The sequence below is a fragment of the Coprococcus ammoniilyticus genome, assembly GCF_025567345.1.
GTDB classification, from domain to species: Bacteria; Bacillota; Clostridia; order Lachnospirales; family Lachnospiraceae; genus Coprococcus; species Coprococcus ammoniilyticus.
Map to the genome: position 1 here is coordinate 144,560 of NZ_JAOQJS010000005.1, position 15,296 is coordinate 159,855.

General features: G+C 39.8%; 29 protein-coding genes. All 29 read right to left on the reverse strand.

Going from position 1 to position 15,296, the window contains the following annotated elements; genetic code table 11:
* Positions 1-65: 65 nt before the first annotated feature.
* The 29 genes from OCV60_RS08945 to rplD all read right to left on the reverse strand — a co-directional run bounded on the left by OCV60_RS08945 (position 66) and on the right by rplD (position 15,282).
* On the reverse strand, positions 66-602 hold the full coding sequence (locus OCV60_RS08945; RefSeq protein WP_008402714.1) for a bL17 family ribosomal protein: 537 nt from the start codon (positions 600-602) through the stop codon (positions 66-68).
* Positions 603-674: 72 nt separating this feature from the next.
* Positions 675-1,631, reverse strand: a complete 957-nt coding sequence (locus OCV60_RS08950) for a DNA-directed RNA polymerase subunit alpha (RefSeq protein WP_008402715.1) — start codon at positions 1,629-1,631, stop codon at positions 675-677.
* 129 nt (positions 1,632-1,760) lie between these two features.
* Positions 1,761-2,354, reverse strand: a complete 594-nt coding sequence (rpsD, locus tag OCV60_RS08955) for a 30S ribosomal protein S4 (RefSeq protein WP_008402717.1) — start codon at positions 2,352-2,354, stop codon at positions 1,761-1,763.
* Positions 2,355-2,373: 19 nt separating this feature from the next.
* Complete coding sequence (gene rpsK, locus OCV60_RS08960) at positions 2,374-2,769, reverse strand: 30S ribosomal protein S11 (RefSeq protein ID WP_008402719.1); 396 nt, start codon at positions 2,767-2,769, stop codon at positions 2,374-2,376.
* Between the two features lie 112 nt (positions 2,770-2,881).
* Complete coding sequence (gene rpsM, locus OCV60_RS08965) at positions 2,882-3,250, reverse strand: 30S ribosomal protein S13 (RefSeq protein WP_021944966.1); 369 nt, start codon at positions 3,248-3,250, stop codon at positions 2,882-2,884.
* A gap of 245 nt (positions 3,251-3,495) precedes the next feature.
* The gene (gene rpmJ / locus OCV60_RS08970) at positions 3,496-3,609 is read right to left on the reverse strand and encodes a 50S ribosomal protein L36 (protein ID WP_015533797.1); all 114 of its coding nucleotides are present in this window, start codon (positions 3,607-3,609) and stop codon (positions 3,496-3,498) included.
* Positions 3,610-3,788: 179 nt separating this feature from the next.
* Entirely contained in the window at positions 3,789-4,007 is a 219-nt protein-coding gene (gene infA, locus OCV60_RS08975) for a translation initiation factor IF-1 (RefSeq protein WP_008402721.1), read from the reverse strand.
* A gap of 49 nt (positions 4,008-4,056) precedes the next feature.
* Positions 4,057-4,824, reverse strand: a complete 768-nt coding sequence (gene map / locus OCV60_RS08980; RefSeq protein ID WP_021944967.1) for a type I methionyl aminopeptidase — start codon at positions 4,822-4,824, stop codon at positions 4,057-4,059.
* Between the two features lies 1 nt (position 4,825).
* On the reverse strand, positions 4,826-5,470 hold the full coding sequence (locus OCV60_RS08985) for an adenylate kinase (RefSeq protein WP_118674722.1): 645 nt from the start codon (positions 5,468-5,470) through the stop codon (positions 4,826-4,828).
* Positions 5,471-5,640: 170 nt separating this feature from the next.
* Positions 5,641-6,954, reverse strand: coding sequence for a preprotein translocase subunit SecY (secY, locus tag OCV60_RS08990; protein WP_173788463.1), 1,314 nt, complete (start codon positions 6,952-6,954; stop codon positions 5,641-5,643).
* Between the two features lie 2 nt (positions 6,955-6,956).
* Positions 6,957-7,397 carry a 50S ribosomal protein L15 gene (gene rplO / locus OCV60_RS08995; RefSeq protein WP_021944970.1) on the reverse strand — a complete coding sequence of 147 codons (441 nt, stop codon included), beginning with the start codon at positions 7,395-7,397 and terminating at the stop codon, positions 6,957-6,959.
* A gap of 24 nt (positions 7,398-7,421) precedes the next feature.
* Positions 7,422-7,604, reverse strand: coding sequence for a 50S ribosomal protein L30 (gene rpmD, locus OCV60_RS09000; RefSeq protein WP_008402727.1), 183 nt, complete (start codon positions 7,602-7,604; stop codon positions 7,422-7,424).
* Positions 7,605-7,618: 14 nt separating this feature from the next.
* Positions 7,619-8,128 (reverse strand): 30S ribosomal protein S5, encoded by a 510-nt coding sequence (gene rpsE / locus OCV60_RS09005; RefSeq protein WP_008402728.1) that lies wholly within the window; start codon positions 8,126-8,128, stop codon positions 7,619-7,621.
* Positions 8,129-8,147: 19 nt separating this feature from the next.
* Complete coding sequence (gene rplR / locus OCV60_RS09010) at positions 8,148-8,516, reverse strand: 50S ribosomal protein L18 (RefSeq protein WP_008402729.1); 369 nt, start codon at positions 8,514-8,516, stop codon at positions 8,148-8,150.
* A gap of 17 nt (positions 8,517-8,533) precedes the next feature.
* Complete coding sequence (gene rplF / locus OCV60_RS09015; RefSeq protein ID WP_021944971.1) at positions 8,534-9,073, reverse strand: 50S ribosomal protein L6; 540 nt, start codon at positions 9,071-9,073, stop codon at positions 8,534-8,536.
* Positions 9,074-9,246: 173 nt separating this feature from the next.
* Positions 9,247-9,648: a 30S ribosomal protein S8 gene (gene rpsH, locus OCV60_RS09020; protein WP_262530056.1), complete on the reverse strand. Its 402-nt coding sequence runs from the start codon at positions 9,646-9,648 to the stop codon at positions 9,247-9,249.
* A gap of 24 nt (positions 9,649-9,672) precedes the next feature.
* A complete protein-coding gene (locus OCV60_RS09025) occupies positions 9,673-9,858 on the reverse strand; it encodes a type Z 30S ribosomal protein S14 (protein ID WP_008402734.1) in 186 nt (61 codons plus the stop codon).
* A gap of 20 nt (positions 9,859-9,878) precedes the next feature.
* On the reverse strand, positions 9,879-10,418 hold the full coding sequence (rplE, locus tag OCV60_RS09030) for a 50S ribosomal protein L5 (RefSeq protein ID WP_008402736.1): 540 nt from the start codon (positions 10,416-10,418) through the stop codon (positions 9,879-9,881).
* A 20-nt stretch (positions 10,419-10,438) separates the two neighbouring features.
* On the reverse strand, positions 10,439-10,756 hold the full coding sequence (gene rplX, locus OCV60_RS09035) for a 50S ribosomal protein L24 (RefSeq protein ID WP_021944973.1): 318 nt from the start codon (positions 10,754-10,756) through the stop codon (positions 10,439-10,441).
* 13 nt (positions 10,757-10,769) lie between these two features.
* Entirely contained in the window at positions 10,770-11,138 is a 369-nt protein-coding gene (gene rplN / locus OCV60_RS09040) for a 50S ribosomal protein L14 (protein ID WP_021944974.1), read from the reverse strand.
* A 13-nt stretch (positions 11,139-11,151) separates the two neighbouring features.
* A complete protein-coding gene (rpsQ, locus tag OCV60_RS09045; protein ID WP_173783815.1) occupies positions 11,152-11,409 on the reverse strand; it encodes a 30S ribosomal protein S17 in 258 nt (85 codons plus the stop codon).
* Positions 11,410-11,430: 21 nt separating this feature from the next.
* The gene (rpmC, locus tag OCV60_RS09050; RefSeq protein ID WP_173783816.1) at positions 11,431-11,616 is read right to left on the reverse strand and encodes a 50S ribosomal protein L29; all 186 of its coding nucleotides are present in this window, start codon (positions 11,614-11,616) and stop codon (positions 11,431-11,433) included.
* Positions 11,617-11,623: 7 nt separating this feature from the next.
* On the reverse strand, positions 11,624-12,061 hold the full coding sequence (gene rplP, locus OCV60_RS09055; protein ID WP_008402742.1) for a 50S ribosomal protein L16: 438 nt from the start codon (positions 12,059-12,061) through the stop codon (positions 11,624-11,626).
* Positions 12,061-12,726, reverse strand: a complete 666-nt coding sequence (rpsC, locus tag OCV60_RS09060) for a 30S ribosomal protein S3 (protein WP_021944975.1) — start codon at positions 12,724-12,726, stop codon at positions 12,061-12,063. Before rpsC ends, rplP begins: the two co-directional genes overlap by 1 nt.
* Positions 12,727-12,736: 10 nt before the next feature.
* Positions 12,737-13,123 carry a 50S ribosomal protein L22 gene (rplV, locus tag OCV60_RS09065; protein WP_021944976.1) on the reverse strand — a complete coding sequence of 129 codons (387 nt, stop codon included), beginning with the start codon at positions 13,121-13,123 and terminating at the stop codon, positions 12,737-12,739.
* Between the two features lie 31 nt (positions 13,124-13,154).
* Entirely contained in the window at positions 13,155-13,433 is a 279-nt protein-coding gene (gene rpsS / locus OCV60_RS09070; protein ID WP_021944977.1) for a 30S ribosomal protein S19, read from the reverse strand.
* Between the two features lie 19 nt (positions 13,434-13,452).
* Complete coding sequence (gene rplB / locus OCV60_RS09075; protein ID WP_021944978.1) at positions 13,453-14,298, reverse strand: 50S ribosomal protein L2; 846 nt, start codon at positions 14,296-14,298, stop codon at positions 13,453-13,455.
* Between the two features lie 64 nt (positions 14,299-14,362).
* Positions 14,363-14,662, reverse strand: coding sequence for a 50S ribosomal protein L23 (gene rplW / locus OCV60_RS09080; protein ID WP_021944979.1), 300 nt, complete (start codon positions 14,660-14,662; stop codon positions 14,363-14,365).
* Complete coding sequence (rplD, locus tag OCV60_RS09085) at positions 14,662-15,282, reverse strand: 50S ribosomal protein L4 (RefSeq protein WP_021944980.1); 621 nt, start codon at positions 15,280-15,282, stop codon at positions 14,662-14,664. The genes rplW and rplD overlap by 1 nt, the downstream gene beginning before the upstream one ends.
* Positions 15,283-15,296 lie beyond the last annotated feature (14 nt).

Genomic DNA, 15,296 nt, shown 5'->3' on the forward strand with positions numbered 1-15,296 from the left:
CGCTCCTAGAAATAAAAAAGCTGCCAAATACACATACATGTACCTGACAGCCCTTATGTTTATAATTATACTAACTCAAGAATAACTTCCATTGCAGCATCGCCCTTACGCTGACCGATCTTGATGATTCTTGTGTAACCACCCTTACGTCCTGCGTACTTTGTACCGTACTCATCGAATAACTTACTTGTTAAATCAACTTTCTTTGTACCGGCTTTCTTTCCGGCAGCATCTGTAGGAACTTCAACAACCGGATATAATACCTTAAGCATTTCTCTTCTTGCATGAAGTCTTGAAGGCTGATCCTTCTTGATGGTCTTTTCTACTTCATCATATACAGTAACTTTCTTACCATCAACAACTTCCTTCACTCTCTTACCATCTTTATCTTTCTTAGCAACCTTAGCGGTAACGGTAACTTCATCATAGTTATCCTTTTCCTTAACTGCTAATGTGATAAGCTTCTCTGCAATCTTAACAACTTCCTTAGCTCTAGCTTCTGTTGTTCTGATCTTACCATGGTATAATAACTGTGTTACCTGGTTACGAAGTAATGCATTTCTCTGTGCGCTTGCTTTTCCAAGTTTTCTATACATTGCCATTTTTATTTATCCTCCTTACCCTTGCGGGTCTTCACTGTGCTTACTATTATTCGGCTTGAGTGGTAAAAAGTATTATTCCTCACTGTCATTCAGTGATAAGCCTAATTCTTTCAGCTTAGCTAATACTTCATCTAATGACTTACGACCGAGGTTACGAACTTTCATCATATCCTCCGGAGTCTTATTGATCAATTCTTCAACTGTATTGATACCGGCTCTCTTTAAGCAGTTGTATGAACGAACTGATAATTCAAGCTCATCAATATTCATTTCCAGAACCTTTTCCTTCTCATCTGTTACGCTCTCAACCATTACATCAACGGATTTTGCGTTCTCAGACAGATCAACGAACAGGTTCAAATGTTCTACAAGGACTCTTGCAGCGAGGCTGACAGCCTCATCCGGTGCGATAGCACCATTTGTAAATACATCAAGTGTCAGCTTATCATAATCTGTAACCTGACCAACACGAGTATTCTGAACTGTAAGATTAACTCTCTCAACCGGTGTATATATAGAATCAATAGCGATGACATCAATCGGTGCATCTGCTTCTTTATTCTTATCAGAACCAACGTAGCCTCTGCCGTTGCCGATGGTGAGTTCCATCTCAAGTCTTGCATCCGGGCCACTAAGATTTGCAATTACAAGATCAGGATTGATGATCTCGATATCGCCGTCTACATGAATATCGGATGCTCTGACAACACAGTCACCAGCTACATCGATATAAGCCTGCTTCGGCTCATTTGTTAATGAATTGTTCTTTATTACTAAAGACTTGATATTCATAACGATCTCAGTTACATCTTCCTTTACTCCGGGAATAGAACTGAACTCATGCAAAACACCTTTAATCTTAACGTGTGTTACTGCTGTACCAGGTAATGAAGAAAGCATAATTCTTCTTAATGAATTACCAAGGGTTGTACCATAGCCTCTCTCTAAAGGCTCTACTACAAACTTACCATACTTGTTATCATCTGAAATCTCAACTATCTCAATTTTTGGTTTCTCAAACTCAAACATTTAAGCCCCTCCTTTATGGGTAATTAACTGGTATACTCCAACTTTGCAAATATCATAAATATATTCTGCATCCAGACATCCACACGGGTAAATCCCGGATGGATGTACGGATGATCATATTTATTCTTATTACTTGGAATATAACTCGACAATAAGGGTCTCGTTTACAGGAACATCGATCTGCTCTCTGTTTGGCTTCTCAACTACTTCTCCACAAAGGTTTTCTCTGTCAGCGGTTAACCAACCTGGAACTAAATGTCCTTCTGTTGCAGCAATGATATCCTTATATCTCTGTAAGGATTTGCTCTTCTCTCTAATCTCGATCTTGTCTCCGGCCTTTACCTGGTATGAAGGAATGTTAACACTCTTTCCATTAACAAGTACATGCTTGTGATCTACAATCTGTCTTGCTTCTCTTCTTGTTCTTGCAAAACCTAATCTGAAGATAACATTATCAAGTCTTAACTCAAGTAATGTCATAAGGTTAGGACCTGTTAAGCCCTTCTGCTGCTCTGCCTTAGCGTAAAGGTTACGGAAAGGCTTCTCTAATACACCGTAAATGAACTTAGCCTTCTGCTTTTCACGAAGCTGTAAACCATACTCACTTACTTTTCTGTTTGCTCTTGTTGATTTTCTATTTGATTTCTTGTCAATTCCGAGATACATTGGCTCCATGCCTAAAGATCTGCATCTCTTAAGAACTGGGGTTCTATCTACTGCCATCTTACTCTGTACCTCCTAATTAGACTCTTCTTCTCTTTGGTGGACGACAACCATTATGTGGAACTGGTGTAACGTCTTTGATACTTACAACATCGATACCGCAAGCTGCGAGAGCACGGATAGCTGCTTCTCTACCTGAGCCTGGGCCTTTTACCATAACATCAACAGTCTTTAATCCGTAAGGAGCAGCAGCCTTTGCAGCTGTCTCAGCAGCCATCTGAGCAGCATATGGTGTTGACTTCTTAGAACCCTTGAATCCTAAACCGCCAGCACTTGCCCATGAAAGTGCATTACCTTCAGCGTCTGTTAATGTAACGATTGTATTATTGAAAGATGACTGAATATGAGCCTGTCCGTGCTGAACACTCTTTCTGACACGCTTCTTAGCCACTTTTTTAGTAACTTGCTTAGCCATTAACTCTTAAACCTCCTATGGTTTTCCAAATTTATACAAATGTACTTTATCTTCTGCCCGGTGCAGAAGATCTCTTATCTTCTACTATATATAAGAACAAATGAAAACAGTATTATTTCTTCTTGTTTGCTACTGTCTTCTTAGGTCCCTTACGTGTTCTTGCGTTTGTCTTTGTCTTCTGTCCACGAACAGGAAGTCCCTGTCTATGACGCTTACCACGGTAGCATGCAATTTCCTGTAAACGCTTGATGTTAAGCGCTACTTCTCTACGTAAATCTCCTTCAACAGTCTGTGTTGCATTGATTACTTCGCTGATTCTTCTTACTTCATCATCAGTTAAATCATTACAACGTGTGTCAGGATTAACATTTGCTTCCTTAAGGATACGCTGTGAAGATGTCAAACCTATACCATATACATAAGTAAGACCAATCTCAACACGCTTGTCTCTTGGTAAATCAACACCTGAAATACGAGCCATTCTAATTAACCTCCGTAAAAATTCTTCTGTCCGGCATATCGGATCTCGACATATCTCAACATAAAAATGCTGAGGTGAAATGCATATGTTTCCATCTCGCTGCCTGTTTTTTTATTTTTACTAGCATATAATGATTATGCTACAGCCGCTTTTAAAATTTACAACACATCCGTGTGTGTTGATACTTAAAAAACAAGATATCATATGGATGGGCTATCATCCGGATACCCAGTTTCTTTTTTTGATTAACCCTGACGCTGTTTGTGCTTTGGATTCTCGCAGATAACTCTAACGATACCCTTTCTCTTGATAACTTTGCACTTATCGCATATAGGTTTTACTGATGCTCTAACCTTCATTAGAAAATCTCCTTTCAAAAAAAGTCCGCTACGAATAAGCATTCTATCATTTTTCACAATAGAATGCAAGTCCCATTTTCTATTTTTTTCATATTAATGGGATTATTATGATAAATCACATCCTATAAAGGGAATATCTTTACAGGATATTCATTACATACCTCTTTATATAGAAGAATTTATTTATCTCTCCAAACAATTCTTCCCTTTGTCAGGTCGTATGGTGATAATTCAATTGTTACCTTATCACCCGGAAGGATCTTGATATAATTCATTCTGAGCTTACCACTAATGTGTGCTAAAACCTTATGACCATTCTCGATCTCTACCTGAAACATTGCATTTGGTAACTTCTCGATTACTGTTCCTTCTACTTCAATTACGTCTGCCTTTGACATTTTTAATCCTCCTTAAAATCCTTGAGATTTTGAATTCATTTTTTATTTTCTATAATTCCAATCCTTCTGCCTGCGACAAGATGATCGGTTTGTCCTCTGTAATAAGGATCGTGTTCTCATAGTGTGCTGCATTGGAACCATCCACGGTTACGACAGTCCAGTCATCATCCAGCCAGTCTACTTCATAATCACCTGCTGTTATCATCGGTTCGATTGCGATCGTCATTCCCGGTTTCAGCTTTGGTCCTTTTTTGATCGTTTCAAAATTCGGTATTTCCGGATCCTCATGAAGATTTGCTCCAACACCATGTCCAACCAGATCTTCTACGATTCCATATCCAAATTTTAAAACATACTGCTCTACAGCCCTTCCGATATCTCGAATATGATTTCCCGGAACAGCAACCTTCATTGCTTCGAAAAAGCTCTGCTTTGTAACTGCAATCAGATGCTCATTTTCCGGTGAAATCTTTCCTACTCCATAAGTTCTTGCTGCATCGGAGTGATATCCTTCATAGATAACGCCTGCATCAAGACTTACTATGTCGCCCTCTTTCAGAAATCTTGTCTTTGATGGTATACCATGAACAACTTCCTCATTCACGGATACACAGATAGATGCCGGATAACCGTTATAATTCAGGAAGGAAGGAATACAGCCATAGCTTCTGATCACTTCTTCACCAAGTTTATCGATCTCATAGGTTGTGATTCCCGGTTTGATCGCCTTCTTCAGCTCCTCATGTGTGAGAGCCAGAATTCTGCCGGCTTCTTTCATCAATTCAATTTCTCTCTCAGATTTTATAGATATTGCCATTTTATTCACCTAAAATCTTAACGATTGCTGCAAATACATCATTCATATCCATTGTTCCATCAACTTCTTTCAGGATTCCTTTCTTAGCATAGAAATCGATCAATGGCTGTGTCTGCTCATGATATACTTTCAGTCTGTTTAATACTGTTTCCGGCTGATCGTCATCTCTTAAGATAAGATCGGATGAACATACATCACATTTGCCTTCCACTTTTGTAGGGTTATATACAATATGATATGTTGCACCACAGCCAACGCATGCACGTCTTCCGGACATTCTGCGAACGATATTCTCATCCGGTACTTCTACGTTGATCGCATAGTCTACAGAATCACCGATTGCTGATAATGCTTTGTCAAGTGCCTCTGCCTGTGGAATAGTTCTTGGAAATCCATCAAGGATATATCCCTTTGCGCAGTCGGCTGCTTTGAATCTGTCAATTACCAGATCTACAACTAATTCATCCGGAACAAGAAGTCCCTTATCCATATATTCTTTTGCCTTTGCTCCGAGTTCTGTTCCGTTCTTGATGTTTGCTCTGAAAATATCTCCTGTTGAGATATGTGGTACTCCGTACTTCTCAGCAATCATTTTAGCCTGTGTACCTTTGCCTGCGCCTGGCGCACCTAACATAATTATCTTCATATATAACCTCCATTTTTTATTTTCCTGCGGGATACGTTCATTGCAATCCCTTCTGTTATCAGCCGTCCTCCAAATGAACAAGCCATAGATACTTATACTATAATACACGAATAGGAAGTGCACAAGTGTACACTCCCATTTTTCGTGTTTTTTATATCTGTATCTTACAATTAATCTAATAAGAATCCCTGATAATGTCTTACTAACATCTGTGATTCCAGACTCTTCATGGTTTCAATTACAACACCAACTACGATGATGATGGATGTTCCACCGAATGAAACATTTACACTGAAAAATCCGTTGAAGAACATAGGAATCATCGCAACGATCAAAAGACCAACTGCTCCGATAAATATAATATAGTTCAGTATTTTATTTAAATAGTCCTGGGTTGGCTTACCTGGTCGAATACCCGGTACAAAACCACCGCTCTTCTTCATGTTATTTGCAATCTCCATTGGATTGAAGGTAATTGCTGTATAGAAATACGCGAAGAAGAATACCAGTAAGATATATACTGCCAATCCAAGGAATCCCCAAGGATAGTTCGGATTAAACCAGTATGACTGGCTCATTCCCTGAAGGATCTTAGCACCGACACCGGATGGACTCTTTCCAAATAAACTCGTTATAATAGAAGGAATCGCCATCAGTGAAGAAGCGAAGATTACAGGAATAACGCCTGCTGTATTTACCTTAAGTGGAATGTTGGAGGACTGACCTCCCATCTGCTTTCTACCCTGAACTTTCTTTGCATACTGTACAGGAATCTTTCTTTCAGCTCCCTGAAGCATACATACAAGAATGGTTACACATACAACAATTGCAACAACCAGAAGTGCGATCAGACACATTCTGACTGCATCTTTGCCTTTGATGAACTGTGTGTAAATATTCTTGAAATCATTTGGCATGGTTGATACGATGTTGATCAACAGGATAATGGAAATACCATTTCCCACACCACGATCTGTTACACGTTCGCCAAGCCACATTACAAATGCACTACCACCTGTAAGGATAACGATCATCGAAAGCACTGTCCAGAAATTGTAGCTGTCCATGAATCCTTTTCTTCCGAAATTGATCGCAAGACCTGCACTTTCCAGAATTGCGAGACCGATCGTTAAAAAACGGGTAATTGCTGTAATTTTCTTTCTTCCGTCTTCACCATCTTTCTGCATTTCTTCCAGAGCTGGAATTGCTATGGTAAGAAGCTGGATGATAATGGAAGATGTAATATATGGTGTTACGTTCAATGCAAATATTGACATCTGATCGAACGATCCTCCGGTGAATGAGCTAAACAGATTGAAGGAATCTCCAAGTGCGTTACTTAGATATTCTTTAATCGCTGCTGCTCGGATTCCCGGTACAGTAATCAGGCTTCCCAGCCTGACTACTATGAGAACAAAGAATGTGTATAATAATTTCTGTCTTAATTCCTTTACTTTGAATGCATTGATAAAGGTTTTAAACATTATTAGATCACCTCTGCTTTTCCGCCAAGAGCTTCAATCTTCTCGACTGCTGACTTTGAAAAAGCATTTGCCTTAACTGTAAGCTTCTTTGTTAACTCTCCATTTCCAAGAATCTTAACTCCATCACGTGGGTTCTTTACGATACCGCATTCAACAAGTGTATCTACTGTAACCTCTGCTCCATCCTCGAAACGATCAAGAACTGAAACATTGATTGCAACGATATCTTTGTGATTGATACATGTAAATCCTCTCTTAGGGATTCTTCTATATAAAGGCATCTGTCCGCCTTCAAATCCTGGTCTAGGTGATCCTGAACGTGCCTTCTGACCCTTATGGCCCTTACCTGCAGTCTTACCATTTCCTGAACCATGACCACGGCCTACTCTGAAATTAGTACTATGCTTAGAACCTTCTGCTGGCTTTAATGTTGATAAATTCACGACCTGCACCTCCTTCAAATATAATTAAATCTCTTCTACCTTTACTAAATAACTAACCTGCTTAACCATACCAAGAGTTGCAGCATTGTTAGGAAGTTCAACTGACTTGTTTACCTTCTTAAGACCTAATGCTTCTACAGTTCTCTTATGCTTTGGTACGCATCCGATTGGTGATTTTACTAAAGTAACTTTTAACTTATCTGCCATCTTATAATACCTCCTTAGTTAAGTATCTCATCAACAGATTTTCCACGAAGTCTTGCGATCTCTTCCGGAGTCTTGATCTCTGAAAGACCTTTGATTGTTGCAAGAACTACGTTCTGTTTGTTGTTTGATCCTAAGGATTTTGTACGGATATTCTTGTATCCAGCAAGCTCAAGTACGTTACGAGCAGGACCACCGGCGATAATACCAGTACCTTCTGGAGCTGACTTAAGCAATACTGTTGCACTACCAAATTCTCCGTTCCAATCATATGGGATACTTCCGTTTTCATTTACAGGAACTGTAACAAGGTGCTTAGCTGCATCTTCCTTACCCTTACGGATAGCTTCAGGAATTTCTACAGCCTTACCAACGCCTACGCCTACATGACCGTTTTTGTCACCAACAACTACAAGACATGCAAATCTAGAATTACGTCCGCCCTTAACAACCTTAGTTACACGTTTGATATCTACTACTTTATCTTCTAATTCTAATTTACTAGCATCAATTATTTCACGCTTCATATGTTGTTCTTCCTCCTTCTTAGAATTCTAGACCAGCTTCTCTTGCTGCATCTGCTAATGCCTGAACCTTACCCTGGTAGATGAATCCTCCTCTGTCAAATACAACAGTCTTGATTCCCTTTTCCAGTGCTCTTTCAGCAACAACTTTACCAACGTATGCTGCTGCATCTACATTATCTGTCTGCTCAAGTGCTTCCTTGATTGACTTCTCTACTGTTGATGCTGCTACAATTGTGTTTCCAACTGAATCATCAATAATCTGAGCGTACATATGATTATTACTTCTGAAAACTGCTAAACGTGGTCTATCTGCTGTTCCAGCTAAATGATTACGAACACGCATATGCTTCTTAATACGAACTTCGCTTCTTGATTCTTTATTAACCATCTTATCTCACTCCTTTATTATTTCTTACCAGTCTTACCAACTTTACGTCTGATAGTCTCGTCAACATACTTGATACCTTTGCCCTTGTAAGGTTCCGGTGCTCTCTTTTCTCTGATCTCTGCTGCATACTGACCAACTTTTTCCTTGTCAATACCAACAACTGAAATCTTGTTACCATCAACCTTTACTTCGATACCTTCTGGGTCAACCATCTCAACTGGATGTGAATAACCAAGAGCAAGAACTAATTTATTGCCCTGCTTCTGAGCTCTATAACCTACACCGTTTACTTCCAGATCCTTAACATAACCCTCTGTAACACCAATGATCATGTTGTGGATAAGTGTTCTGGTAAGTCCGTGTAAAGACTTCATCTTCTTTAAATCATTAGGTCTTGAAACTGTGATTACATCAGCTTCTAACTTAATATCCATTTCTGCTGGGAGAACTCTCTCAAGTGTTCCCTTTGGTCCTTTAACAGTCACTTTATTATTTTCTGCGATATCTACAGTCACTCCTGCAGGTACAGCGATAGGCATTCTTCCGATACGTGACATTTCGCCTTCCTCCTTAAAATTTATATTATTTGTATTTGTGCTGCATGGAGTGTATCCATGCAGGCTTTAACCTCCGGTATTTTTCAGGAAATGATGCCGGAGGGATTGTTTTATCAGCTTTCGCACTAACTTCGCACGGCGCTTTCAGCTTGTGCTCACTAAGTGCTCAATGCCTACCAAACAAATGCTAATACTTCGCCACCAACATTCTGCTTTCTTGCTTCCTTGTCAGTAAGTACACCTTTGTTTGTTGAAATAATTGCAGTTCCGAGTCCACCAAGTACTCTTGGAAGCTCATCCTTGCTTGCATATACACGAAGACCTGGCTTAGAGATTCTCTTAAGGCCTGTGATGATCTTCTCGTTCTTATCTGCACCATACTTCAATGTAATTTTGATTGTCTCAAACTTACCATCTTCGATAACGTCTACTGCCTGAACATATCCTTCTGATAAAAGGATGTCAGCAATAGCCTTTTTCATCTTTGAAGCAGGGATTTCTACTGTATCATGTTTTGCTGTGTTAGCATTACGAATTCTTGTAAGCATATCTGCTATTGGATCGCTCATTGACATAATGTTTCTTCCTCCTTCTATCTCTTACCAGCTTGATTTCTTAACGCCAGGGATCTGTCCCTTGTATGCTAATTCACGGAAGCAGATTCTACAGATTCCGTATTTCTTTAATACTGAGTGTGGACGTCCACAAATCTTGCAACGTGTATATTCTCTTGATGAGAACTTCTGTTTACGCTGCTGTTTAACTTTCATTGCTGTCTTAGCCATAACGAATCTTCCTCCTTTAATTATTTGCTGTAAGGCATACCAAATAATGTTAACAGTTCGCGACCTTCTTCGTCTGTCTCTGCTGTTGTAACAAAGATGATATCCATACCTCTGACTTTATCAATCTTATCGTACTCGATTTCTGGGAAAATGAGCTGTTCCTTGATTCCTAAAGCATAGTTACCTCTGCCATCGAAACCGTTAGGGTTAACACCTCTAAAGTCACGTACACGAGGAAGTGCAAGGTTTACAAGACGATCTAAGAACTCATACATCTTCTCGCCACGAAGTGTTACTTTACATCCGATAGGCATTCCTTCTCTTAACTTGAAGTTAGCAACTGACTTTCTCGCACGTGTAACAACTGCCTTCTGACCGGCGATTGTTTCAAGATCCTTGATAGCTGCGTCTAAAACTTTAGCATTTTCTCTTGCTTCACCAACGCCCATGTTAATAACGATCTTATCAAGCTTTGGGATCTGCATTACATTTTTATATCCAAATTTTTCAGTCATGGCGCTTTTAATTTCAGCGTCATACTTTTCTCTAAGTCTACTCAACTAAGACGACCTCCTTCCAATTAATCTATCTTCTCTGTTTTGCCATCTACTTTAGCAACACGGACTTTATCTTTACCTGTTCCTTCAAAACCAACTCTTACCGGCTTGCCTTTGTAAAGATACATTACATTGGAGATGTCCATTGGAGCTTCCATTTCGATAATTCCGCCTGCCTGGTTAGCCATGCTTGGCTTGCTGTGCTTAAATACTTTATTTACGCCTTCAACGACTACAGTACCGTTCTTCTTGTCAACATGAAGGACCTTGCCTTCTTTGCCTTTATCCTTGCCGGCAATAACCTGTACCATATCATCTTTCTTAATCTTTAATGTTGCCATGGTCTACACCTCCTTATAATACTTCAGGTGCAAGTGAGACAATCTTCATGAACTTCTTGTCTCTTAACTCTCTTGCAACTGGTCCAAAGATACGTGTTCCTCTTGGATTTAAATCGTCTTTTATAATAACTGCTGCGTTCTCATCAAACTTGATGTATGAACCATCCTTACGACGAGCGCCCTTCTTTGATCTTACTACTACGGCCTTAACAACATCACCTTTTTTAACAACTCCGCCTGGTGTTGCGTCTTTAACTGAGGCAACGATGACATCGCCGATATTTGCATATCTTCTTACTGAGCCGCCTAAAACTCTGATGCAAAGGAGCTCTTTGGCACCAGTATTATCAGCAACTTTAAGTCTTGTTTCCTGCTGAACCATTTTATTTGCCTCCTTATTTAGCCTTCTCTATAATCTCAACAAGTCTCCATCTCTTATCCTTTGATAAAGGTCTTGTCTCCATAACTCTTACTCTATCGCCAATATTGCACTCATTCTTCTCATCATGAGCCTTTAACTTGTAAGTTCTCTTTACGATCTTTCCATAAAGAGGATGCTTAACATTATCTACGATAGAAACAACGATTGTCTTGTCCATCTTGTCACTTGTAACGATACCTACACGTGTTTTTCTCAGATTTCTTTCCACAATATATTCCTCCTTCTAAGATAATTAAGCATTAGCCTTCTGGGCTATAACTGTCTGTATTCTTGCAATATTCTTTCTTACATCTTTGATTCTGCTTGTGTTCTCTAACTGATTTGTAGCATTCTGGAATCTTAAGTTAAATAATTCCTTCTTTGCAGCTACTAATTCGTTCTGAAGCTCATCAACAGATTTAGCATTTAATTCGTTCATATAGTCCTTAGTTTTCACTGCCTGCTACCTCCTCTAATTCTTCTTTTGAAACGATCTTACACTTAAGTGGAAGCTTGTGCATAGCAAGTCTTAAAGCTTCTTTTGCTACTTCTTCAGGTACGTCTGCAATCTCAAACATAACTCTGCCTGGCTTAACAACTGCTACCCAGTACTCAAGTGCTCCCTTACCTGAACCCATACGAGTTTCAGCCGGCTTAGCTGTAACTGGCTTATCAGGGAAGATCTTGATAAATACTTTACCACTACGCTTCATATATCTTGTCATCGCAATACGGGCTGCTTCGATCTGGTTTGACTTGATCCATGCAGGCTCAAGTGCTACTAAACCATACTGACCGTTTGTAATCTTATTGCCTCTAAGTGCCTTACCAGCCATAGTTCCTCTGAACTGCTTACGACGCTTTACTCTCTTAGGCATTAACATTATTTATCCGCTCCTTCCTTCTTTCCTTTTACAGGAAGTACTTCACCATGGTAAACCCATGTCTTAACACCAACTTTACCAAATGTTGTGTCTGCTTCAGCAAAACCATAATCAATGTCAGCACGAAGTGTCTGAAGAGGAATTGTTCCCTGGCTGTAGAACTCTGTTCTAGCCATATCAGCACCACCAAGACGTCCTGAACATGAAGCCTTGATACCAAGCGCTCCGGCTTTCATTGTTCTGCTCATGCATGACTTCATTGCTTTTCTGAATGAGATACGATTCTCAAGCTGTGCTGCAATGTTCTCAGCTACTAACTGTGCGTCTGCATCCGGCTTCTTGATTTCTTTTACATCGATGAACAGCTTCTTATCTGTAAGCTTCTGTGCATCTGCTTTGATCTTTTCGATTCCAGCTCCGCCCTTACCGATGATAACACCAGGCTTAGCTGTATATAATGCAACCTTTACTCTGTCTGCAGCTCTCTCGATCTCGATCTTTGAGATATTTGCATTGTAAAGTGTCTTCTTTAAATAAGTTCTGATTTTATGATCTTCTACAAGGTTGTTAGAAAATTCATCATTCTTTGTGTCAGCATACCATCTTGAATCCCAATCTTTGATAACGCCGACTCTTAAACCATGAGGATTAACTTTCTGTCCCATTATTTACCTCCTATCTCTCGTCAAGCACGATTGTGATGTGACTTGTTCTCTTCTCGATTCTATATGCTCTACCCTGGGCTCTTGGATGAACTCTCTTCATTGTAGGTCCCTTGTTAGCGTAGCACTCTGCTACATAAAGGTCCTCTGCCTTAAGTCCATTGTTGTTTTCAGCATTTGCGATTGCTGACTTTAACAGCTTCTCTATAACACTTGAACCATATCTTGGGTTGTATGTCAGAATACCAAGTGCAGTCTGAACATCCTTACCTCTGATGGCATCTAATACGAAACAAGCCTTTGTTACTGACACTCTTGCATATGATACCTTAGCTGATGGTCTGGTATCTTTATTCTCATTTCTGAGTCTCTTATCATGGGATCTATGTCCTTTAGCCATGATTTAGTCCTCCTTTCAAATATTCCAAATATTATCTTCTACCCTTCTTTTCGTCTTTACCATGACCTCTGTAGGTTCTGGTAACTACGAACTCACCAAGCTTATGTCCAACCATGTCTTCTGTAACATATACAGGTACATGCTTTCTTCCATCATGAACTGCGATTGTATGACCTACGAATGATGGGAAAATTGTTGAACGTCTTGACCAGGTCTTAACAACTTCTTTGCTATTGCTTGCATTCATAGCATCTATCTTCTTGAGTAAATGCTCATCTGCGAATGGTCCTTTTTTTAATGAACGAGCCATTGTCATACCTCCTTATTAACTATTTAATGCTCTTGCCGTCTCTTCTTCTTACGATCATCTTATTAGACTGCTTGTTCTTCTTTCTTGTCTTTAATCCCATTGCTGGCTTACCCCATGGAGTTGAAGGGCCTGAACGACCGATTGGTGCTCTACCTTCACCACCACCATGTGGATGGTCATTAGGGTTCATAACAGAACCACGAACTGTTGGTCTAATACCCATGTGACGTTTACGTCCGGCTTTACCAATGTTAACAAGGCCATGCTCAATGTTTCCTACCTGACCGATTGTTGCACGGCAGATGATTGGAACCATTCTCATTTCGCCTGAAGGAAGTCTTAATGTTGCATACTTTCCTTCCTTAGCCATAAGCTGTGCTGAGTTACCTGCTGAACGAACAAGCTGTCCGCCCTTACCTGGGTATAACTCGATGTTGTGTACTAATGTACCAACTGGAATATTCTGAAGTGGGAGGCAGTTACCAACTTTGATCTCTGCTTCAGCACCACTCATAAGAACATCTCCTACTGCTAACTTATAAGGAGCAAGGATGTATCTCTTCTCGCCATCAGCGTAGAACAGAAGTGCAATGTTTGCTGATCTGTTTGGATCATATTCGATTGCATTAACTGTTGCTGGAATTCCATCCTTATCGTTTCTCTTGAAATCTATAATTCTGTATTTACGTTTCTCACCACCACCGTGATGTCTAACTGTGATCTTTCCCTGATTATTACGACCAGCTGTCTTGCTCATTGATACAACGAGTGATTTCTCAGGTGTTGATTTTGTGATCTCTGAAAAATCAAGGCCAGTCATATTTCTTCTGGAAGGTGTATATGGGTTATATGTCTTAATTCCCATTTTTGTTCTCCTTTCGGTTCAATTTATTGTCACGCTTTTTTGCGTATAAATCTGTTTCGTTATTTTACAGTCCTTCGAAAATTTCGATCTCTTTGCTTGCTTCTGTAAGTTTAACGATTGCTTTCTTGTACTTGTCTGTTCTTCCAAGTGTTACGCCACGTCTCTTAACCTTACCGTCATTGTTCATGGTGTTAACCTTAGCAACTTCTGTTCCTTCGAACATCTTCTCTACAGCTTCTTTGATCTGAGACTTTGTTGCTTCCGGGTGTACAAGAAATGTGTACTTCTTCTCTGCCATTGCATTCATACTTTTCTCTGTGATTACAGGCTTAAGTATAACGTCATAATATTTGATGTCTGCCATTATGCGTACACCTCCTCAATTGCTGCTACAGCATCCTTTGTAAGAACAAGCTTATCATACTTAAGAATGTCATATACACTCAGTGAGTTTGTAGCTGTTGTCTTAACTGTTGGAATGTTGTTTGCTGAAAGAACAACCTTGTCGTTCTTGTCCTTTGTTACTACTAATGACTTAGGAGCTTTAAGATTTGCAAGGATCTTTGCGAATACACTTGTCTTAACCTCTTCTAATTCAATCTTGTCAACTACAACAAGTTTATCTTCTGCAAGCTTTGCTGAAAGTGCTGACTTCATAGCAAGCTGCTTTTCTTTCTTATTCATCTTAACTGAATAATCTCTTGGCTTTGGTGCAAATACAACTCCGCCACCTGTCCACTGTGGAGATCTTGTTGAACCCTGTCTTGCATGACCTGTTCCTTTCTGTCTCCATGGCTTTCTTCCACCACCTGATACTTCAGAACGAGTCTTTGCGCTCTGTGTACCCTGACGGCTATTTGCCAGCTGGCCAACTACAGCCAGATGCATTAAATGTTCATTTATCTCTACACCGAATATAGAATCATTGAGTTCTAATGTCTCAACTTCTTTTCCTTCGATGTCATAAACCTTAACTGATGCCATTTTCGTTCCTCCTT